Source organism: Clostridium bornimense, from assembly GCF_018917145.1.
GTDB lineage: Bacteria > Bacillota > Clostridia > Clostridiales > Clostridiaceae > Clostridium_AN > Clostridium_AN bornimense_A.
Window position 1 is genome coordinate 80617 of sequence record NZ_JAHLOD010000003.1, and the last position, 22263, is coordinate 102879.

Sequence of the window (22263 nt, forward strand, 5' to 3'; positions counted from 1 at the left end):
CTAAAAAACATGTTATAATGAATTTCAATAATGTGGTATTATTATAGTAGTACCACTGGAGATATGTGTAATATTTATAACAAGTGGCAATATTTAAGGGGTGGACTAGTGATGAATAAAAATTTAAGGGTAGGGATAGATGTAGGTTCTACTACAGTTAAAGTTGTTGTATTGAACGCTACAGATGATATTATTTTTAGTAAATATACAAGACATTATTCAGATATTAAACTTACAACTATAAATGTTCTTAAAGAGGCCTATAACAAAATTCAAAACAAGAATGTAAAGATTAATGTAACTGGATCAGGTGGATTAGAAATAGCAGATATACTAAAGGTAGATTTTATACAAGAAGTTATAGCATGTACTAATACTGTTGAAAAATATATAAGTGATACAGATGTTGCTATAGAATTAGGTGGAGAAGATGCTAAAATAACATACTTTGGATCTACATTAGAGCAAAGAATGAATGGAACGTGTGCAGGAGGAACTGGAGCGTTTATAGATCAAATGGCATCGTTATTAGAAACTGATGCAATGGGATTAAATGAATTAGCTAAGGGACATAAAATTATATATCCAATAGCTTCTAGATGTGGTGTATTTGCTAAAACAGATATACAACCATTAATAAACGAAGGTGCAGCAAAAGAAGATATAGCAGCATCAATTTTTCAAGCTGTAGTTAATCAAACTATTGGTGGATTAGCTTGTGGAAAACCTATTAAAGGTAAAGTAGCTTTTCTTGGTGGTCCATTATATTTTTTATCACAGCTTAGAGCTAGATTTATAGAAACATTAAATTTATCTAAGGAAAATGCAATTTTACCTGAAAACTCACAATTATTTGTTGCTATGGGAGCTGCAATAGCTTCTGAAAATTCAAAAGAAGAAGACCTAGAAAAATTAATATATAAGCTAGAAAATAGTGATAGCGAAGTACATAATGATGATGTATTAGATCCACTTTTTAAAGATGAAGAAGAGTATAATGAATTTAAAGCTAGACACGAAAAGGATAAGGTTGAATTTATACCGCTAGATTCCTATAAGGGAAATTGTTATTTAGGTATTGATGCTGGTTCCACAACAACTAAAATTGTATTAATAAATGAAGATGGAAATATTATATATTCTTTCTATGATAACAATAGAGGAGAACCATTACAGCTAGTACTTAAGGAAATAGAAAAGCTATACAATATCTTACCAAGTGATGTTAATATAGTATATTCAGCAGTAACAGGATATGGTGAATCATTAATAAAAAATGCTTTAAAAATTGATGAAGGAGAAGTAGAAACGTTAGCTCATTATAAGGGTTCTAGTAAATTCTTAAATGGTGTTGAGTTCATTTTAGATATAGGTGGACAAGATATGAAGGCAATAAAAGTTAAGGATGGGATAGTTCAATCAGTAGTTCTTAACGAAGCTTGTTCATCAGGGTGTGGTTCCTTTATAGAAACTTTTGCAACATCACTATCTATGAATGTAGAGGAGTTTGCTAAAGTAGGGATTAAAGCAAAAAAACCAGTAGATTTAGGAAGTAGATGTACTGTATTTATGAATTCGAAAGTTAAACATGCTCAGAAGGAAGGCGCTGAAGTCGGAGATATTTCTGCTGGATTAGCTTATTCTGTTATTAAAAATGCTTTATATAAGGTTATAAAAATTAAAGATCCTGAAGAATTAGGAAAGAAAGTTATTGTTCAAGGAGGAACATTCTTGAATGATGCAGTTCTTAGAGCACTAGAATTAACATTAGGTAAGAATGTTGTAAGACCTAATATAGCGGGACTTATGGGAGCTTATGGTGCTGCATTAATAGCAAAGGAAAGATATCAAGGTAAAGAGACTACTTTGTTATCAAGAGAAGATATAAGTAAATTTTCTGTGAACAAGAAATTTACTCATTGTAATGGGTGCGGAAATAAGTGTATGCTGACTATTAATATATTCAATGATGGAAGAAGATTTATATCTGGTAACAAATGCGAAAAGCCCCTTGGAAATAGTGGGAATAAGTTAGATATACCTAATTTATACGAATATAAATATAATAGAATTTTTGATTATAAGCCATTAGAGGAGAAAGAAGCTACAAGAGGTGTTGTAGGAATCCCTAGAGTATTAAATATGTACGAAGATTATCCATTTTGGCATACTTTCTTTTCAGAGTTAGGATTTTCAGTTAAACTTTCAAGTAGATCATCAAAAGCAATATATGAAAAAGGAATAGAAACAATACCTTCAGAATCTGTATGTTATCCGGCAAAAATGTCTCATGGACATATAATGGATTTAATAGAAAGTGGAGTTAAGTTTATTTTTTATCCTTCAATACCATATGAGAGACAAGAATATGAAAATGTTGATAATCATTATAATTGTCCTATAGTAACTTCATATCCAGAAGTAATAAAAAATAATATTGAAGCATTAAAAGATAACAATGTAAAATTTAAGTATACTTTTATAAATTTAAATTCAAAAAAATCTATAAGAAATCAATTATATAAAGATTTATGTGAATTCAATATATCTAAAAAGGAAATAGATAATGCCGTAGATATAGCATATGAAGAATTAATAAGAGCAAAAAATGATATACAAGCTAAAGGTGAAGAAACTTTAAAGTATATAGAAAAGAATAATATAAGAGGTATTGTTGTATCAGGTAGACCTTATCATGTAGATCCTGAAATAAATCATGGACTTACAAAAATAATAACATCTGAAGGAATGGCAGTACTTACAGAAGATTCAGTAGCTCATTTAGGTAAGTTAAATGGACAACTTAGAGTTATGGATCAATGGGCGTATCATAGTAGATTATATAGAGCTGCAGCTTTTGTGAGAACTAGGAAAGATCTTGAACTTATACAGTTAACTTCTTTTGGATGTGGATTAGATGCTGTAACATCTGATCAAGTACAAGAAATATTAAGTAGAGGGAATAAGATATATACATTGCTAAAAATCGATGAAGGAAGCAATTTAGGTGCTATTAGAATAAGAATTAGATCTCTTAAGGCAGCAATTAAAGAAAGAGAACATGGACAAGAGAATGAAATAGTAATAAAGAAACCTAAAGAGAGAGTACGTTTTACTAAAGAGATGAAAACTACTCATAAGATTTTAGCACCACAAATGTCACCGATACATTTTGAACTTTTACAACCAGCTTTTGATAAATCAGGATATGATGTAGAGATTCTTCAAAAGGTTGAAAAAGCGGATATTGAAGAAGGATTAAAATATGTAAATAATGATGCTTGTTACCCTGCAATAATAGTCATAGGACAAATGATAAGAGCGTTAAAAAGTGGACGTTATGATTTAAATAATGTTTCACTTATTATGACTCAAACAGGGGGAGGTTGCAGAGCCTCAAATTATATTGCATTTTTACGTAAAGCTTTATCAGATCTTCATATGGATCAAATACCAGTTATATCTTTAAATGCTGCTGGACTTGAGGGTAATCCAGGATTTAAGATAACTTTACCAATGATAAAAAGATCTATGATGGCACTAGTATATGGGGACTTATTTATGAATGTATTGTATAGAGTAAGACCATATGAAAAGGAAAAAGGTGCAGCCAATAGATTACATCGTAAATGGGTAGAGAAGGTTAAGGCAAATATTGAAGATGGAAATAGTAGAGTGTTTAAGGAAAATGTACGCAATATAGTTAAAGAGTTTGATGAATTAGAATTATTAGATATTAAGAAGCCAAGAGTAGGAATTGTAGGAGAAATTCTTGTTAAGTTCCATCCTGTAGCAAATAATTATGCAGTAGATATAATTGAGAAAGAAGGCGGAGAAGCTGTAGTGCCTGAGCTTTTAGATTTCTTTATGTATTGTGCTGAAAATAGTAAATTTAAATATAGTTGTTTAGATGGATCATTATTATCTGTTTTAACATCAAATGTAGTAATAAAGTATTTAGAACATCATAGAAAAGTTGTAAAAGAAGAGTTAGGAAAAAGTAAGAGATTTAAGGCACCTCATACTATTGAGGAATTAGCTAATAAGGCTGGAAAAATAATGTCTCTTGGACATCAAACAGGAGAAGGATGGTTCCTTACTGGTGAAATGATGGGATTATTAGATGATGATGTTAATAACATAATATGTATGCAACCTTTTGCTTGTCTTCCAAACCATGTAGTAGGTAAAGGAATGATTAAGGAACTTAGAAGACATTATCCTCTTGCAAATATAGTTCCAATAGATTATGATCCAGGAGCATCAGAAGTAAATCAGTTAAATAGAATTAAACTTATGATGTCAGCGGCATTTAAAAATATGGACAAAGAACAAAATATAGATGATATTATATCACCAAAAGAGAATATAGATAATAATCAATTACAAGGTCAATTTTCTTGACAATAGTAAATCTTTGTTTATAATTAATAATATAATTTAATAGATAAACTAAGATGAAGAGGAGTAGTGAAATTACTTACTATAAAGAGAAAGAAATTTGTAAGCTGTGAGATTTCTTAGTAAAGTGTTCATGAAGGTAGCTTCGGAGTTTTTCTGGTGAATTAGAAGTAGTCAGAAACGGAAAATAACCGTTATTATAAAAGAGCTAAAATTGATTAATTTTAGAACTAAGGTGGTACCGCGCATAGTCGTCCTTTTGGAGCTATGCGCGTTTTTTTGTACATAAATCAAAACCGTGTTATGTGAATAGTGCAAAGTGGCATTTGCTATTGATGTAGTAACTGTACACTGTGCACTATGCACTGTGCACTGAAAGCGGAGGTAACAGTATGGAAGAAAAAAATATTTCAATGTCAAAGACATATGATCCTAAATCTTTTGAAGATAGAATATATCAGTGGTGGGAAGAAAAGAAATTTTTTACTCCAAAAGTAGATAAAAACAAGAAACCATATACAATAATTATGCCACCACCAAATATAACAGGACAACTTCACTTAGGTCACGCATTAGACAATACATTACAAGATGTATTAATAAGAACAAAAAGAATGCAAGGATATTCTGCTCTTTGGCTTCCAGGAGAAGACCATGCATCTATTGCAACAGAAGTTAAAGTAGAAAATGAATTATTAAAATCAGGCTTAAAAAAGAAAGAAATGGGAAGAGAAGCGTTCTTAGAAAAAGTATGGGAATGGACTGATAAATATAGAGATACTATAAGAAATCAGCTTAAAAAAGTTGGTGTTTCAGCAGACTTTACTAGAGAGCGTTTTACAATGGATGAAAACTTAAATAAAGCTGTAAGAACAGTTTTTGTTAAGTTATATGAAGAAGGGCTTATTTATCAAGGAAATAGAATAACTAACTGGTGCCCTAACTGTCAAACTGCCTTGTCAGATGCTGAAATAGAATATAAAGAAAGTGCAGGTCACTTTTGGCATATAAACTATCCAGTTAAAGATAGTGATGAATTTGTAGAAATAGCTACAACAAGACCAGAAACATTATTAGGAGATACTGCTGTTGCAGTTAACCCAGATGATGATAGATATAAACATCTTATAGGAAAAACATTAATTCTTCCTTTAGTAGGTAGAGAAATTCCTGTAGTAGCAGATGATTATGTTGATAAGGAATTTGGAACTGGATGTGTTAAAATAACACCAGCTCATGATCCTAACGATTACTTAGTAGGTAAAAGACATAACTTACCTGAAATAAGTGTTATGACACTAGATGGTAAAATTGTAGAGGGTTATGGAAAATATTCTGGCATGGACAGATATGATGCAAGAAAAGAAATGGTTAAGGATCTTGAAGAAGCAGGACTTCTAGTTAAGGTTAAAGATCATACTCATAATGTATCAACTCATGATAGATGTGGTAAGGTAATCGAGCCAATGATATCAAAACAATGGTATGTTAAGATGGAGGAACTTGCAAAACCTGCTATTGAAGCAGTTAGAAATGGTGATACTGATTTCGTTCCACAAAGATTTGATAAGATCTATTTCAACTGGATGGAAAACATTCAAGACTGGTGTATTTCTAGACAATTATGGTGGGGTCACAGAATACCAGTATGGTATTGTAAAGATTGCGGTGAGATAACTGTATCAGTAGAAAATGCAACTAAGTGTTGTAAGTGTGGATCAAGCAATATAGAGCAAGATAATGATGTATTAGATACTTGGTTCTCTTCAGCTTTATGGCCTTTCTCAACTCTTGGATGGCCAGAAAAAACTCCAGATTTAGAATATTTCTATCCAACAGATGTTTTAGTTACTGGATATGACATAATATTCTTCTGGGTAGCAAGAATGATTTTCTCATCAATGCACAATATGGGAGAAACACCATTTAAGCATGTATTAATTCATGGATTAGTTAGAGATGCAGAAGGTAGAAAAATGAGTAAGTCTCTAGGCAATGGTGTAGATCCACTTGAAGTTATCGATACTTATGGAGCAGATGCATTACGTTTCATGCTTATAACTGGTAATGCTCCAGGAAATGATATAAGATTTAAAATTGAGAAGGTTGAAGCTGCAAGAAACTTTGCTAATAAGATATGGAATGCATCTAGATTTGTTATGATGAACTTAGATGAAGAGTTATTAAACAAATATAAAGATTGTAAGAACTATTCATTAGCTGATAAGTGGATATTAGATAGATTTAATAATCTAGCAAAAGAAGTTACAGAAAACATAGAGAAGTTCGATTTAGGTATAGCAGCACAAAAAATCTATGATTTCATGTGGACAGAATTCTGTGATTGGTATATAGAACTTGTTAAACCAGTATTCTGGGGAGATAATGAGGAAGCAAAAGGCGTTGCATATAACGTGCTTAAAAAAGTACTTGTTGGTGGACTTCAATTATTACATCCATTTATGCCATATATAACAGAAGAAATATATAGTCACTTAAATTGTGAGTGTGAATCAATAACAATATCTAAGTGGCCTGAATTCAGTGAAGAATTAGTAGATAAAGTTGCTGAAAAAGAAATGAATTTAATAATAGAAGCTATAAAGAGCTTAAGAAATGTAAGAGCAGAGATGAATGTACCACCATCTAAAAAGGCAAAAGTATCTATATATGCTATGGAAGAAAAAGATGCATTTAAGAAAGGTATAATTTATCTTGAAAAACTAGGTTCAGCTTCAGAAGTTGAATTTGTAGATTCTAAAGATGATGCACCAGAAAATTCTGTTACAGCAGTAACATCAGGGGCAGAATTATATATGCCATTATTAGATCTTATAGATCTTGAAAAAGAACTTGAGAGATTAAATAAGGAAAAAGATAAACTTCAAAGTGAAATAGATAGAGTAGAAAAGAAACTAACTAATGAAAGATTTGTATCTAAGGCTCCAGAAGCTGTAGTAGCAGAAGAAAAAGCTAAGGGTGAAAAGTATAAAGAAATGTATAAAGCTGTAGTAGAAAGGCTTGAGACATTACAAAAATAGAAAATACAATAAGAAGAGTGGCTGTAGCTCTGAAGTGCACAACAGCCCTCTTATTCAAAAGTTAAGGGGTTGATATTTGTGACAGAAGAAAACAAGTCTTCGAATTTTATAAAAACTATAATAAGCAATGATTTGGAAAGTGGAAAGTATAAGGAAATAGTTACACGTTTTCCACCAGAACCTAATGGTTACCTTCATATAGGTCATGCAAAATCAATAATATTAAATTTTGGAGTTGCTGATGAATTTGGTGGAAAAACAAATTTAAGATTTGATGATACAAATCCTGTTAAAGAAGATACTGAATATGTAGAATCAATTAAAGAAGATGTAAAATGGCTTGGCTATGAGTGGGATAACTTATTTTTTGCATCAGATTACTTTGACTATATGTATGAAAAAGCTATATTACTTATAAAGAAGGGATTAGCTTATGTATGTGATTTAACACCTGAAGAAATAAGAGAGTATAGAGGAACACTTACAGAGCCTGGTAAAGAGAGTCCATATAGAAATAGAACAGTAGAAGAAAATCTAGAATTGTTCCAAAGAATGAAAGATGGAGAATTCAAAGATGGAGAAAAAGTTTTAAGAGCTAAGATAGATATGGCATCTCCTAATATAAATATGAGAGATCCTATAATATACAGAATAGCTCATGCTTCACATCATAATACTGGAGATAAATGGTGTATATATCCAATGTATGATTTTGCACATCCATTAGAAGATGCTCATGAAGGTATAACTCATTCAATTTGTACATTAGAATTTGCAGATCATAGACCTTTATATGATTGGATAATTAAAGAATGTGAAACAGAATGTGTACCAAAGCAATATGAATTTGCAAGATTAAATATTACTAATACTGTAATGAGTAAGAGAAAATTAAAGTTATTAGTTGATGAAGGTATAGTTGATGGGTGGGATGATCCTAGAATGCCGACTATAGCTGGTCTTAGAAGAAGAGGATATACAGCAGAAGCTATAAGAAACTTCTGCAAGGAAATAGGTGTAGCAAAAGCAGCTTCAACAGTAGATTCAGCTATGCTTGACTATTTTGTAAGAGAAGACTTAAATATAAAAGCTCCAAGAACAATGGCAATTTTAGATCCATTAAAATTAGTTATAACTAATTATCCTGAAAATGAGGAAGAAATTCTTGAAATAGAAAATAATCCTCATGATGAAAATTCGGATAAGAGAAAAGTACCATTTTCTAGGGAAATATATATTGAGAGAGAGGACTTTATGGAAAATCCTCCAAAGAAATATTTTAGATTATTCCCAGGTAATGAAGTTAGACTTAAAGGAGCATATTTTGTAAAATGTAATGAAGTTATCAAAGATGAGAATGGAAATGTAACAGAAATACATTGTACTTATGATCCAGAAACAAAGAGTGGTAGCGGATTTACAGGAAGAAAAGTAAAAGGAACAATACATTGGGTTAGTGCTAAACATTGTGCTAAAGCTGAGTTTAGATTATATGAACCACTTATTTTAGATTCTGAAGATGAGGAAGAAGAAAATAAAAATTTCTTAGAGAAGATAAATCCAAATTCTCTTGTAACAAAAGAAGGATTAATAGAAGATAGTTTATTAACTGCAGAAAAGGGAGAAGCATTCCAATTTTTCAGACATGGTTATTTCAATGTTGATTCAAAATTATCAACTAACGAAAAGCCAGTATTCAATAGAATAGTATCATTAAAGAGTTCATTTAGATTATAAGAAGAAGGAGGTATCACTAACAAATAAAAAGTTGTTAGTGATACCTCCTTTTATTATGGCAGAAAACAGGGCACAGGTTAGATGGCACAGGGCACAAGTAAGGTTAATTTTCCCTAAAGGTAAAATATTTTAGTCCTGAACTGTGAACTGTGAACTGACACCTGTGCCATGATTTCTATTTTGCTGAAAAAACTGCCGTACTTTGATTTTACTTTTTCTGTGCGATAACCTCTTTTGATTTACTACCAAAAACGACATAATTTTATATTAGTTAAATGTTATAATTGGTGATATATAATAGAAGTTATCTCATAGAAAGGATAAAAGTTTAATGATGGTTAGAGTTATAGCGGGTGCATTTATTATTGAGGGAAATGATTATCTACTTATGAAAAGATCAGATACTAAAAAAATTGCACCTGGAATGTGGGGTGGTGTAGGTGGACATGCAGAGCCTAATGAATTAAATAGTCCAAAGAAAACGTGTTTACGAGAAATATATGAAGAGACAGGCATAGAGGAAGCAGATTTTAAAGATTTTAATTTAAAATATATTATTATTCGTAGGAATAAGGGTGAAATTGTGTTAATGTATTATTTTATTGCCTTATCAAAGATAAGAAGATATGAAGATAAAACGCAAGAAGGTAAATTGCATTGGATAAATAAACATGAATTATTAGATAGACCTATGTCATTTGAAATAAGAAGTATGTTAAAACATTATATTAGTATAGGATATAAAAGCAATGAAATCAATGTTGGAACTGTAAGTGTTATTGAAAATAAGCCAGTAATGAATTGGAACACCATTGATTCATGGGAAGGGTTAACTGGAATTGAATGATATCAAATTAGTAATTAAATTATGTTAGTTCATTTTTACAGTACATTTAAAATATACTATATGAAGGTGAAACCCTCATATAGTTCATGAACTGAGCCCTGTCTTAATTTGTTGCTGATTTTTTTATAGGATATAAATAATCATTAATTGATTGAGATAAGTCGTTTATTTTAGATAATAGTAAAGTTCCTTTATTTTTATCTATATATTCTGTATAAGTCATAATTTCTATAAGATATTGAGATTTAGTTAGTTCTTTTAATGCTTCTTGAAGAATATTAAATTCTGAGGTAGTCTTATTTTTAATATTTGGGCTATCTAAAATTAAACAAAGTTTCTTAAGACTATTTTTTAATTCTTTAACAAAAACAGTAGCTCTATTTTCTTTTGTTAAACTATAACATAACTCTTTAGCCAATATTGCAAAAGATAAAAAGTTCTTTTTTATTATATTAATAATAATCATCTCCATTTTAACAATTTAACTATATATTGTAATTATATCCACAAGGTGAAGACATATACATGTAATTTAGTAATTTCTATATAAATTGATATTTACCAAATTGTGGTGATATAATATCATATATTAAAATAAGTGGAAGAAGTTGATGAAATGAGAGTAATACATACCGATGGCAGAGATAAAAGGTTTGAGAATCTTTGTGGTGAACTTGATAAGTATTTAAATAATATAATTGGAGAAGAAAAGCAAAAAAATCAATATAATCGATATAATACCCTTGACGATATACATGATGTAATTTTAATTGAAGATAAAAGTGACATCGTAGCTTGTGGAGGATTTAAAAGATATGATGAATTTACTGCAGAAGTAAAACGAGTATATGTAAAAGAAACTGCAAGAAGACATGGACTTGGGAAAGCTGTAATGGATGAAATTGAAAAAGTAGCCTTAAAAAAAGGATATAAAAATCTTATTTTAGAAACCGGAAAGGCTCTAAAAGGCGCTGAAAAGATGTATATAAAGTTAGGGTTTGAGGTTATTAATAATTTTGGTCCATATATTGATAATGAAGAATCTATATGCATGAAGAAGATTATTTCAGTTAAGAAAATAATTAATAAAGAGACTATAAGATAATTCACAAAGCGCAATTTATAATTAATGTTAATTTCCCCCTATGGGGAAAATATTATAGTCCTGCGTACAGTCAATGTAATGGCAATGGGTAATGAAAATTGGCATTTCCATTGGATAGGCTATGTAACAAATTTCATTAGTTTTAATAAGAATCATTAATCGTGAGTTGCGAATTAAAAAAAGAGGCCTTGCCTACAAATTTTCATTTGTTATTGCGACAGCCTCTTTTTCATAAAGATTAAATTTTAGTTATTTATAAATTTTTCGAATCTTTCCATAACTTTATCTTTTCCTAAGATTTGCATTATAGCATAAAGGTCAGGTGTATTAGTTCTGTGAGTTATAGCACTTCTTACAGCACCAGCAACATCAGAAACCATTCCTTTAAATAATTCAGGATTCTTCTTAAATGCCTTTCTATCAGCAGTATATCCCATTTCGATTGCTTTTTCTTTAAGAGCAGCAAACCATTCTTCTTGAGTACCATTTAAGTCTAATATAGGCATATATTCTTTTATAATTTCTTTAGCAGATTCCATATTTAAAGATTTAGGTAATTCAATATTGTCTACACTTTCTTTATTGAATAATTCATCAAAGAAATAGAAAATCTTTTCTTTAACATCAGACCACTTACCAAAATCTTTTCTTGGCTTTGGAACTTCTCTATCAATATTAAATATAGAAGTAGTGAATTCCTTATCTTTTGATACTAAATTAGCCATTTCAGTATCATATTCTTTACTCCAAGCTAAGTAGCTATCATAAACTTCAGTAGCTTTCATTTTTGATATAACATTTTTGCTTACATCATTTAATTTTACTATATCAAATAATGCACCACTTTTACTCATTTTATCTAAAGATATTTTGAATTCTTTGTAATCTAGAGTTGGATTTTCTTCTCTCCAAGTTTCAAAAGTAGAATTTATTATATTTAAAAGATATTCTATAACAGAAGTTACAGGGTAACCTTCTTCTCTATAATATGAAACAGCACTTTCAGCATCTTTTCTTTTACTTAATTTTCTCTTAGATCCACCATCTTGTTTCATGATAGTAGGTATATGTGCATAGTTTGGAGTATCAAAACCTAATACGTTAAATAGTTGAACGTGAATTGGTAATGATGATAACCATTCTTCTCCTCTTATTACATCAGTTGTTCCCATTAAAGCATCATCTATTGCATGAGCAAAATGATAAGTAGGAAGTCCATCAGATTTAATGATTACTATATCTACATTATTTTCAGGGAAAGAAATATCACCTTTTATTAAATCGTGGAATTCAACTTTCTTGTTGATATCTCCAGGAGATTTTAATCTCAATATGTAAGGATCACCGTTTTTTATACGTTCAATTGCAACATTAGGATCTAAATCTCTACATTTTGCATAAGCTCCATAGTAACCAGGAGTAATCTTATTTGCAGTTTGTTCTTCACGAGTAGCAGTTAATTCCTCAGCAGAACAGAAACAAGGGTAAGCTAGGCCTTTTTCTACTAGAACTTTTGCAAAGGCTTTATAGATATTACCTCTTTCGCTTTGTTTGTATGGTCCATAATTACCTTTTTCAGTATTTTCACCAGTAACACCTTCATTAAAGTGTAAGTCGAAACTTTCCATAGTTTTTATAGTATCTTCTATAGCACCAGCTACTTCTCTTTTTTGATCTGTGTCTTCTATTCTTAAATAAAATATACCATCACTTTGAGAAGCTAGTCTTTCATTTATTAAAGCTGTGAAGATTCCACCAATGTGTTGAAAACCAGTTGGACTAGGGGCATATCTAACTACCTTTGCACCTTCTTTAAGTTGTCTTTTAGGATATTTTTTTAAATAATCGTCAGCTGTTAAATCAATATCACTAAATATTGTGTTAGCTAAATCAGTATAACTCATAATATCATCCCTTCATAAATCTATTTAAAAATAAATTATATATAATATTAAATTCTATATTATTATAACTATAGTAATTATTAATGTAAATAGCAGTAGAATTGTTAAAGGTAATGTTGATATGTGGAAAAATAATATTATAATTAAGTTAGAGATAGATATAGACTGGAGAGAAAATATATGAATTACAGAGAGACAATGGATTATATACATAATACAGCAAAATTCGGTATGAACTTTGGATTAAAGAGAACAAAAAGATTACTGGAGTATTTAGGAAGTCCCCATGAAAAGTTAAAGTGCATACATATAGCTGGAACTAATGGAAAAGGGTCAACATCAGCGATGGTGGCAGAAATATTAAAGGAATCAGGATATAAAGTTGGATTATATACATCACCTTTTCTAGAAGAATTTGAAGAGAGAATACAAATAAATTCAGTTAATATACCAAAAGAGAAATTATGTAGTGTAATAGAAAAGGTATCAAAGGCTGTAGATAAAGTATCAAAGGAAGGATTAGGTGATCCTACAGAATTTGAAATAATAACAGCGGCGATGTTTTTATATTATTATGAAGAGAATATTGATATAGCAGTAGTTGAAGTTGGATTAGGAGGAAGATTAGATTCTACTAATATTTTAGATCCAATACTAACAGTAATTACATCTATTTCTTATGATCATGTTGGAATATTAGGAACTACACTAAAAGAGATAGCAACAGAGAAAGCTGGGATTATTAAAGAGGGAGTACCACTTGTCTTATATCCTGTAGAAGAAGAAGCAAGAGAAGCTATAGTTAGTGTTGCAAAGATGAAGAATTGTGAGATTAATTCTGTGGCATCTAATGATGCAGAATTTATTAAGATTATTGAAGAAGAAAAAATGTATCAAGTTGTTAGATATAATAATGAAGAATATAAATTAGCATTACTAGGAACACATCAAGTAATAAACTTTTCTGTTGTTATGAAAATAGTAGAATCACTTAGAAAGTTAGGATATACCATAAGCAATGAAAATGTTAAAAATGCATTAAAAAATGTTGTATGGAAAGGTAGAATGGAAGTAGTAGCTAATAAGCCATATATTTTGTTAGATGGTGCACACAACTTAGGAGGAATAGAGAAATTAAAAGAAAGTTTAAACAAGTATTTTAATTACTCAAAGTTAATATTGATAATTGGGATATTAGGGGACAAGGATGTGGAACATATGCTTGAGAAGATTATTCCAAGTGCTGAGGAAATAATAACAGTAACACCTAATTCACCAAGAGCAATGAGTGCTACAGAACTAAAATCAAAGATAGAAAGAATAACTAGTAAGAAGGTTAGTTCTTTTGATAGATATGAAGAAGCTTTCGGATATGCTAAGGATATATCTAATGAAGATGATATGATATTAATTTGTGGGTCTCTATATATGATTGGTGATATGAGAAAAATAGTAGTAAAGAATGTTTATTAATATAAAAAGAAGGTACCGCTAATGAAATTTTATTTGTTAGCGATACCTTATTATTTTAAATTTTAATATTTTTTTTCTTAAAAATATAGTCTATCCATGAATCGTATATTGTTTTTCCTAATGCAAAAACTGGCACACCTAAAAACATTCCAATAAAGCCAAACAGACCACCACCAATTAGAATACTTATCATTACTAGTAAAGGTGTAAGCCCTAGCTGATCACCTAAAATTTTAGGACCTAGATATAAGCCATCAAATTGTTGAAGTATAAAAATAAATATAACCATTCCGACAGCTCTAGAAGGTGAATCAAATATAGTTAAGATTACTGCAGGTATAGCACCAATAAAAGGTCCAAAGTAAGGAATCATATTGGTTATACCGATAATAAGAGCTATTAGTAGGGCAAATTTAAATTTAAAGATAATTAGTCCTAAGAAGCATATAGTACCAATTATAAGTGAATCTATAGCTTTACCTACTATAAAGCTGCTAAATATTAAGTTTGCGTTATTGGCTAAAGTTAATATTTTTGTGTAATAATTATCATTTAATATAGCTCTAAAAAATTGCTTTGATTTAAAACAAATAAGTTCTTTATCTTTTAAAACATATATTGATATTACAATGCTTATAACAAAATTAAGTAAGATTGAACCAATCCTAAATATTGTTGTTATAGTAGAAGTTAAGAATATATTTATTGAGTTGCTTATTTCACTTATAAATTTAGCAACAAAGTTTGTTAGCGCTTTAATTAAGTCATTACTACTTTTTAAATCACTTTCTTTAAATATCTTAGTTAATGCTGTAGAAAATGTATCTAAGTATCTAGGTAGATTTTCTACTAGTTCAGATACAGATGACATAATAGTAGGCAATAGTACATTTATTAATAGCACTAGTATCCCTCCGCATAAGAGGTAAGTTAAAGCTAAGCTTATACCACGTTTATATTTGCTTTTTATTCTATTTTCAAAAAACATCATAATCGGATTTAGAATAAAAGCTATGGATAATCCTATTAATATAGGTTGAATTACTCCTAATATTAGTTTAAAAAAATTAAGAAAATTTAAAGAATAATCCATTAGCCTATATATGAGTATGATTATTATAATTAGTGGTAAAAATTCTATGTATGGTATTCTTTTGTTTTTGAACATATAGCATCCTCCCCAAAAATATTATAACATGAATACTTAAAAGGGAAATAATAAAATCCAGTAAAAATTACTGGATTTTAATACCTATTGTATATCATCTAAAACACTAGTTAAAGCTTTAGCTAGTTGATCAGGGCAAGATGTTGATTTATTTCTACATTTTATTGATGATAATTTTGTTATTGCTTCATTAACATCCATACCTTTTAATAAAGAACTTAATCCTAATGTATTTCCAGGACAACCTCCTATAAATAAAACATCTTCTATTTTATTATCTTTAATATCAAATTTGATTTCAGAAGCACAGACTCCATTTGTTTTATAACTATACATAATATTACCTATCCTTATTTTATATATAACTATATTATAACGTAAATTTACAATTATGAACAGAATAAGATGTAGTAATTACAGAAAGTGATTATAGAAATAAAATACAAAAATGTATAAAATGTAAAAATATTATTGAATTTTATACAATAGAATAGTATAATTTTTACATAAGAGTAATAAAATACAATGAAAGAAGTGGAGGGTTAAATTGAAAGATACAATTCTGGATAAAACAATAAATATTGAAGAATTCATATTTATTATAAAAAGAAGATACAAATTAATAATTTCTATGATGATATTATTTGGAGGAATTTCAGCAGTTTTAAGTTTTTTTGTTATTAAACCTAAATATGAAGTTTCAACGAAAATATTTGTTGGTAAAGCTGAACAAGAAGAAAAATATAATAATAGTGATGTACAGATGTATCAACAACTAATAAAAACATACTCAGAGACAATAAAGACTAAAGATTTAGTAGGTAATGCTATTAAAAATGTAAATACTATAAAGACAACTGGACAAGTATTAGGAAATATAACTGTTACACCAATTGCTAATACTCAAATTTTACAAGTGAAGTATAAAGATGATGATAGTAAAGAAGCTAAAGAAATTTTATCAGCAATTACAAATGAATTTATCAATACTTCAAAAACTTTAGTTGCTAATGGAAATGTAAAAGTTATTGAATCTGTGGAAGAACCTAAGACACCAGTAACTCCTAAAAAGTATCTTAATATAAGTATGGGTATAGTTATAGGATTATTAGCAGGAGTTGGAATTTCAATTTTACTGGAGACAGTAGATAATACCTTTAAAGATAGAGATGAGATAGAAAGAGTAGTTGGAATACCGGTTATTGGAATTATACCTAATCAGGAATTTACAAGAGAAAGAAGATAGGAGAACGATATGTTTATAGTGGAAAAAAAACCTAAGTCTATATCAGCAGAAGCATATAGAACATTAAGAACTAATATTCAGTATTCATCCTACGATAAAGAAATTAAAAAAATTTTAGTTACAAGCTCTGAACCGGAAGAAGGAAAGAGTACAGTTATTGGAAACTTAGCGATATCATTATCGCAAAGTGAGAATACTGTAGTTTTATTAGATTGTGATTTGAGAAAACCTACAATACATAAGAAATTTAAAATATCTAATGAGATAGGACTAACAGAGCTGTTAGTTGGGAAAAAAGAATTAAGAGATGTTGTTCAATATAGAAATAATCATCTTCATATAATAACATCTGGTAAGATACCACCGAATCCAGCAGAAATGTTAGCATCAAAATCGATGGAAAGATTATTAGAGCAATTATCTAATGAATATGATTATATACTTATGGACACACCACCATTAAATGCTGTAACAGATGCGCAAATATTAGCTGCTAAAGTTGATGGTGCACTTATAGTAATAAGAAGTAATAAGACAAAAAAAGATTCAATATTAACAGCTAAAAATTTATTACAAAAAGTAAATGCAAATATTTTGGGAATAGTTTTCAATGACGTAGCCAATTCAGCAAATAAGTATTATTATTATTATGGAGAAGATAAAAAATAATACAAGAGGTGAAGTGTATGATAGATTTGCATAGTCATATATTGCCAAACGTTGATGATGGCTCGAAAGACATGAATATGTCAATAGAAATGATAAAGGAAGCTATTAAATGTGGTACCAAAAAGATAGTAGCAACACCACATTATGCTAAAGGATATTATACTAATGAATACAATAAGATCAAAGAGATTTTTCCTGAATTTAAGGATAAAATTGAGAAAGAGTTAGATGTAGAAATATATCATGGTCAGGAAGTTTACTTTACTGAGAATATATTAGAAGAATTTAAAATGGGGAATATAGGAACTATAAATGATTCAAGATATATGCTTGTAGAGTTTCCACCAATGGATTTTAAAGTGGAATCATTAGATTATTTATATGAACTTCAAATAAGGGATATTGTACCTGTAGTGGCGCATCCAGAAAGATATAGAGCGGTTATGAAAAATCCAGAGATATTAAATGAATTTATTGAAGCAGGATGTCTTTTTCAGCTAAATGGGACAAGTCTCCATGGAGCATTTGGGAAAGAATCACAGAAGGCTAGTAGAATTCTTTTAAATAGTGGTGTATATAATTTTATAGGTTCTGATGCTCATAGAAGTGATAAAAGAACTATGAATTTGACAGAAAGCATTGAAATTATAAAAAAAAGTAACAAGAATTATTTAGATTTAATGAGAGAATCTAGTGAATTGTTATTAGAAAATAAAGAAGTTACTTATCAAGGGGAAAAGATAAAAGTAAAGAAAGGTATTTTTAGTTTCATAGGGTTAAAATAAGATTTTATGGAGTGTATAGCACTCCATAAATTTTAAATAAGTATGTAAAATTAATGAATTATATACAATTTAATTATAAAATGGTATAGTATGAAGGTTGAAATGGGGTAATGGGAGTGAATCATGTTTTCATTATAGGGTCTAAGGGAATACCTGCAAAGTATGGGGGATTTGAAACTTTTGTAGAAAAGTTAACTGAGTATCAAAAAAATAAGGAAATAAAATATCATGTTGCATGTTTAGCTGATAATTATGATGAATTTACGTATAATAATGCAAGATGTTTTAATATAAAGGTTCCAAGAATAGGGGCAGCTAAAGCTGTAATTTATGATTTGCGTGCATTAAGAAATATAATAAGATACATAAAAGAAAATGATATAAAGAATGCAACTGTGTATATATTGGCTGCTAGAATAGGGCCTTTTATAAAAGTATATAAAAAAATATTAAAGAAGTTAGGATGTAAGTTATGGTTAAATCCTGATGGACATGAATGGAAAAGAGCAAAATGGAATGTGATTATAAAAAAGTATTGGAAACTATCAGAAAAGTTAATGGTTAAGAATAGTGATTTAATAGTATGTGATTCTAAGAATATAGAGAAATATATAAAAGAAGAATATAAAAAGTTTAAACCAAATACAATTTTTATTTCTTATGGGGCAGACTATGAGAACTCAAAGTTAAATGACAATGATGAAAAGGTCTTAAGTTGGTATAGAAGGAATGATGTGAAAGAAAATCAATATTATTTAGTAGTAGGTAGATTTGTTCCTGAAAATAATTATGAGATTGTAATCAAAGAATTTATGAAATCTAAAACAAAAAAAGATTTAGTTATAGTAACAAATATAAGTAAGAATAAGTTTTATGAAAAGTTAAAGGAAAGTACATTTTTTTATAAAGACAAGAGAATAAAATTTGTAGGAACAGTTTATGATCAACAATTACTAAAAAAGATAAGAGAGAATGCATACTGTTATATTCATGGTCATGAAGTTGGTGGAACTAATCCGTCACTTTTAGAATCATTAGCAATGACAAAAATTAATTTATTGTTAGATGTAGGATTTAATAGAGAAGTAGCTATGGAAGGAGCTATTTATTTTTCAAAAGACGATTCCAATTTATCTCAAAAAATAAATAACCTAGAATTTATTTCGATTAAAAGTATAAAACAATTAGAAAATGCTGCGAAAAATAGAGTCATTAATGAATATAATTGGGAAAGAGTTACAAGTAAATATGAAGATATGCTTTGTAAAGGTAAATATAGTGGACGTAAAATTATGGAGACCGTTTAGTAATAGAATGTATTTCTGCTATATGAAGGGTGGGAAAATATGAATATTTTACATTATAATTTAGGATTGCCACCATATAGATCTGGAGGAATGACAAAATATTCTGTAGATTTAATGAAAGTAGAAGAGAGTATGGGAAATGATATTTCATTGCTTTTTCCAGGTCATATGAAAATTTTGGATTCAAAAGTTAGGATAAGAAAATATGACATCATTGATAAGATTGTAGTTTATGAGTTGGAAAATCCACTACCAGTTCCACTTATGAAAGGTATTTATAATCCTATAAAATTTATGAAAAAAACATCAACTGATGAATTTATTAATTTTTTAAAGAATAAGGCAATAGATGTGGTACATATTCATACAATAATGGGTTTATATATTGAATTTTTAGAGGCATGTAAGTTGTTAGATATAAAAGTTGTTTTTACAACTCATGATTATTATGGTTTATGTCCAAAGGTTAATTTTTTAGATTATACAGGGTGCATTTGTAAAAAAAGAGATATTAATAAATGTGTAATATGTAATAAATATAGTGCTGATAGTATTTTAAAAATATATTTGAAACAATCAAGAACATATAGAAAACTTAGAGAATATACCAAGATTGTTAAATTAGCTAAACGTATATTGAAAAATAATGGAGGCGGTAAGAAAAATATCACAGTAAATTATAGTGAAGAAGATAAAAGCAATTTTGAAAAACTAATAAAATATTATGAAGATATGTTCAACTTAATAGATACATTTTTCTTTAATAGTGATATAAGTGAAAAAATATTTAGAAAGTATTTAAAAGTAAGTGGGGAAATAATTCCTATAACTCACAATTTGATAAAAGATAATAGGACTATAAAAAATTTTTTAAAAAAGGAAAAGTTAATTATAGGATATTTAGGCTCAACAGAACAATATAAGGGATTTGAGATTTTAAAAGAAGTTGCTAAAGAAATTGATGAAAATTGTGATATTGAAGTCTATGGAAAGATAACAATAAGAGAGAAGTTTATTCCTAAAAATATTAAGCTTAAAGGTGAATATAATTATTCTATGCTAAAAGATATTTTTAATAGAGTAGATGTAGTGATTATGCCAAGTATATGGTATGAAACTTATGGCTTTGTAATCTTAGAGGCATTAAGTTATGGAGTTCCGGTGATAACTACCAGTTTGGTAGGAGGGAAAATGCTTTTGAAAAATGAATATGGTGATTTAGGAATTGTTTCAGAACCTAATAAAGAAGGTATAATGAAAGCTATTTTGAAAATAGTGAACAACAGAGAAATATTAAAATACTTTAATAACAATATAAATAAAGGAGAGTTTGACCATACAATGAATGAACATGGAAAGTTTGTATTGGAATGCATGTTAAGACAAAAAGAAGTTAAGTAAGGTGAGAAAATGAGTAATTATAAAAGATTATTATATATTCGTAGTGCTCCATATAAAGTAAATATTAATGGGTATAATCTGCAGGAAATTGGATTTTGTAAATCATTGTGTAAATATGGGTATCAATGTGATATTGTATATTACTCTAATGAAAATAAAGATGAAGTTATATATAGTGAACAAAATGGGGGCATAAGGTTATTATGGCGTAAGGGAATTAGATTATTAAGAAGTGGTGTATATCCTAAGTTATTAAAAAAAGACTTTTTAAATCAATATGATTTAGTTATTTTGACAGAATATGATCAAATTATGACATATCTTATTAGTAAATACACAAATAAATCAGTGTTATATAGCGGTCCATATTACAATTTATTCAAAATTCCTTTTGTGGAGCCTATTTATTGTAGGTTGTTTAATAAGAGCATAAATAGAAATATACATATTAAATTTGCAAAATCACAGTTATCAAAAAATTATTTAGAAGAAAGAAAATTTAAAAATGTTCAGGTGTTAGGAGTAGCATTGGACGATAGTAAGTTCAGTTTGACTAAAAAGGAAGATTATAATGAGAATCATAAAGTTGAGAGCATATTAGAATTTATGAATGAGGATACAATATTATACGTTGGAACTATTGATAAGAGAAAAAATACTGAGTTTATTTTAAGGATTTTCAATAAGTTGAAGAAAAAGAAGGAGAGTTTTAGGCTAGTCATAATAGGAAAAGGTAGTAAAAGTTACACAAGAAGATGTTTTTCTATGGTAGAAGATAGATATAAAAAAGATATAATGCATGTTGAGTTCGTTAAGAATGGTTACTTAGGTGATATTTATAATAAGGCTAAGATTTTTTTATTACCTTCTAGACAAGAGATATTTGGAATGGTGTTATTAGAAGCAATGTATTTTGGTGTACCGTCAATAAGTAGTTGTAATGGTGGGTCTATGACGTTAATTGATAATAATGTGGATGGAATAGTTATAGATAATTTTCAAGAAGATATATGGATAGAGGAAATAATGAAGTTAGATCGTGATGATAATTTATATAATAATATTTCTAAAAATGCAATGAAGAAAATTAGAAATAATTTTTTATGGGACAAGATAGCAGATAAATTTATCAAAAGCTTATCAAATATGAATGAATACTATAATGTGTAGGAGAAGAGT

At 28.8% G+C, this 22263-nt stretch carries 16 protein-coding genes and 1 other annotated feature; of the genes, 12 read left to right on the forward strand and 4 right to left on the reverse strand.

Annotation, left to right across the window (positions count from 1 at the left end):
• Positions 1–111 precede the first annotated feature (111 nt).
• The 4 genes from KQI30_RS01980 to KQI30_RS01995 all read left to right on the forward strand — a co-directional run bounded on the left by KQI30_RS01980 (position 112) and on the right by KQI30_RS01995 (position 10026).
• Positions 112–4404, forward strand: a complete 4293-nt coding sequence (locus tag KQI30_RS01980; protein ID WP_216461476.1) for a 2-hydroxyacyl-CoA dehydratase — start codon at positions 112–114, stop codon at positions 4402–4404.
• A gap of 41 nt (positions 4405–4445) precedes the next feature.
• Positions 4446–4663, forward strand: a binding site (T-box leader).
• Between the two features lie 130 nt (positions 4664–4793).
• Positions 4794–7442, forward strand: a complete 2649-nt coding sequence (locus tag KQI30_RS01985) for a valine--tRNA ligase (protein ID WP_216461477.1) — start codon at positions 4794–4796, stop codon at positions 7440–7442.
• Between the two features lie 78 nt (positions 7443–7520).
• Positions 7521–9179, forward strand: a complete 1659-nt coding sequence (locus KQI30_RS01990) for a glutamine--tRNA ligase/YqeY domain fusion protein (protein WP_216461478.1) — start codon at positions 7521–7523, stop codon at positions 9177–9179.
• A gap of 331 nt (positions 9180–9510) precedes the next feature.
• Positions 9511–10026, forward strand: a complete 516-nt coding sequence (locus KQI30_RS01995; protein WP_216461479.1) for an NUDIX domain-containing protein — start codon at positions 9511–9513, stop codon at positions 10024–10026.
• Between the two features lie 103 nt (positions 10027–10129).
• On the opposite strand, the gene KQI30_RS02000 is transcribed toward KQI30_RS01995, so the two are convergent.
• Positions 10130–10498: a four helix bundle protein gene (locus KQI30_RS02000; RefSeq protein ID WP_216461480.1), complete on the reverse strand. Its 369-nt coding sequence runs from the start codon at positions 10496–10498 to the stop codon at positions 10130–10132.
• Between the two features lie 144 nt (positions 10499–10642).
• Here KQI30_RS02000 and KQI30_RS02005 point away from each other — a divergent pair, with 144 nt between their 5' ends.
• Positions 10643–11131 carry a GNAT family N-acetyltransferase gene (locus KQI30_RS02005; protein ID WP_216461481.1) on the forward strand — a complete coding sequence of 163 codons (489 nt, stop codon included), beginning with the start codon at positions 10643–10645 and terminating at the stop codon, positions 11129–11131.
• A gap of 245 nt (positions 11132–11376) precedes the next feature.
• Here the strand turns inward: KQI30_RS02005 and gltX are convergent, their stop codons facing one another.
• Positions 11377–13035, reverse strand: coding sequence for a glutamate--tRNA ligase (gene gltX, locus KQI30_RS02010; protein WP_216461482.1), 1659 nt, complete (start codon positions 13033–13035; stop codon positions 11377–11379).
• Between the two features lie 180 nt (positions 13036–13215).
• On the opposite strand from gltX, the gene KQI30_RS02015 reads away from it, so the two are divergent.
• Positions 13216–14508, forward strand: coding sequence for a bifunctional folylpolyglutamate synthase/dihydrofolate synthase (locus tag KQI30_RS02015; protein ID WP_216461483.1), 1293 nt, complete (start codon positions 13216–13218; stop codon positions 14506–14508).
• 55 nt (positions 14509–14563) lie between these two features.
• On the opposite strand, the gene KQI30_RS02020 is transcribed toward KQI30_RS02015, so the two are convergent.
• The gene (locus KQI30_RS02020; protein WP_216461484.1) at positions 14564–15676 is read right to left on the reverse strand and encodes an AI-2E family transporter; all 1113 of its coding nucleotides are present in this window, start codon (positions 15674–15676) and stop codon (positions 14564–14566) included.
• Positions 15677–15760: 84 nt separating this feature from the next.
• On the reverse strand, positions 15761–16012 hold the full coding sequence (locus tag KQI30_RS02025; RefSeq protein WP_216461485.1) for a TIGR03905 family TSCPD domain-containing protein: 252 nt from the start codon (positions 16010–16012) through the stop codon (positions 15761–15763).
• Between the two features lie 211 nt (positions 16013–16223).
• Here KQI30_RS02025 and KQI30_RS02030 point away from each other — a divergent pair, with 211 nt between their 5' ends.
• The 6 genes from KQI30_RS02030 (at position 16224) to KQI30_RS02055 (ending at position 22254) form a co-directional block, all read left to right on the forward strand.
• On the forward strand, positions 16224–16922 hold the full coding sequence (locus KQI30_RS02030; RefSeq protein WP_216461486.1) for a YveK family protein: 699 nt from the start codon (positions 16224–16226) through the stop codon (positions 16920–16922).
• A 9-nt stretch (positions 16923–16931) separates the two neighbouring features.
• Positions 16932–17591: a CpsD/CapB family tyrosine-protein kinase gene (locus KQI30_RS02035; RefSeq protein ID WP_216461487.1), complete on the forward strand. Its 660-nt coding sequence runs from the start codon at positions 16932–16934 to the stop codon at positions 17589–17591.
• Positions 17592–17608: 17 nt separating this feature from the next.
• Positions 17609–18376, forward strand: coding sequence for a tyrosine-protein phosphatase (locus KQI30_RS02040; protein WP_216461488.1), 768 nt, complete (start codon positions 17609–17611; stop codon positions 18374–18376).
• A gap of 116 nt (positions 18377–18492) precedes the next feature.
• On the forward strand, positions 18493–19683 hold the full coding sequence (gene cps2T / locus KQI30_RS02045; RefSeq protein WP_216461489.1) for a beta 1-4 rhamnosyltransferase Cps2T: 1191 nt from the start codon (positions 18493–18495) through the stop codon (positions 19681–19683).
• A gap of 39 nt (positions 19684–19722) precedes the next feature.
• Positions 19723–21084, forward strand: a complete 1362-nt coding sequence (locus KQI30_RS02050; protein WP_216461490.1) for a glycosyltransferase — start codon at positions 19723–19725, stop codon at positions 21082–21084.
• Between the two features lie 9 nt (positions 21085–21093).
• The gene (locus KQI30_RS02055) at positions 21094–22254 is read left to right on the forward strand and encodes a glycosyltransferase family 4 protein (protein WP_216461491.1); all 1161 of its coding nucleotides are present in this window, start codon (positions 21094–21096) and stop codon (positions 22252–22254) included.
• Positions 22255–22263: the final 9 nt, after the last annotated feature.

Coding starts and splice junctions, on each gene's coding strand:
- KQI30_RS01980 (WP_216461476.1), top strand. CDS start 112: ATGAATAAAAATTTAAGGGTAGGGATAGATGTAGGTTCTACTACAGTT.
- gltX (WP_216461482.1), bottom strand. CDS start 13,035: ATGAGTTATACTGATTTAGCTAACACAATATTTAGTGATATTGATTTA.
- KQI30_RS02000 (WP_216461480.1), bottom strand. CDS start 10,498: ATGGAGATGATTATTATTAATATAATAAAAAAGAACTTTTTATCTTTT.
- KQI30_RS02020 (WP_216461484.1), bottom strand. CDS start 15,676: ATGTTCAAAAACAAAAGAATACCATACATAGAATTTTTACCACTAATT.
- KQI30_RS02055 (WP_216461491.1), top strand. CDS start 21,094: ATGAGTAATTATAAAAGATTATTATATATTCGTAGTGCTCCATATAAA.
- KQI30_RS02040 (WP_216461488.1), top strand. CDS start 17,609: ATGATAGATTTGCATAGTCATATATTGCCAAACGTTGATGATGGCTCG.
- KQI30_RS02025 (WP_216461485.1), bottom strand. CDS start 16,012: ATGTATAGTTATAAAACAAATGGAGTCTGTGCTTCTGAAATCAAATTT.
- KQI30_RS02015 (WP_216461483.1), top strand. CDS start 13,216: ATGAATTACAGAGAGACAATGGATTATATACATAATACAGCAAAATTC.
- KQI30_RS02050 (WP_216461490.1), top strand. CDS start 19,723: ATGAATATTTTACATTATAATTTAGGATTGCCACCATATAGATCTGGA.
- KQI30_RS01995 (WP_216461479.1), top strand. CDS start 9,511: ATGATGGTTAGAGTTATAGCGGGTGCATTTATTATTGAGGGAAATGAT.
- KQI30_RS01985 (WP_216461477.1), top strand. CDS start 4,794: ATGGAAGAAAAAAATATTTCAATGTCAAAGACATATGATCCTAAATCT.
- KQI30_RS02035 (WP_216461487.1), top strand. CDS start 16,932: ATGTTTATAGTGGAAAAAAAACCTAAGTCTATATCAGCAGAAGCATAT.
- KQI30_RS02005 (WP_216461481.1), top strand. CDS start 10,643: ATGAGAGTAATACATACCGATGGCAGAGATAAAAGGTTTGAGAATCTT.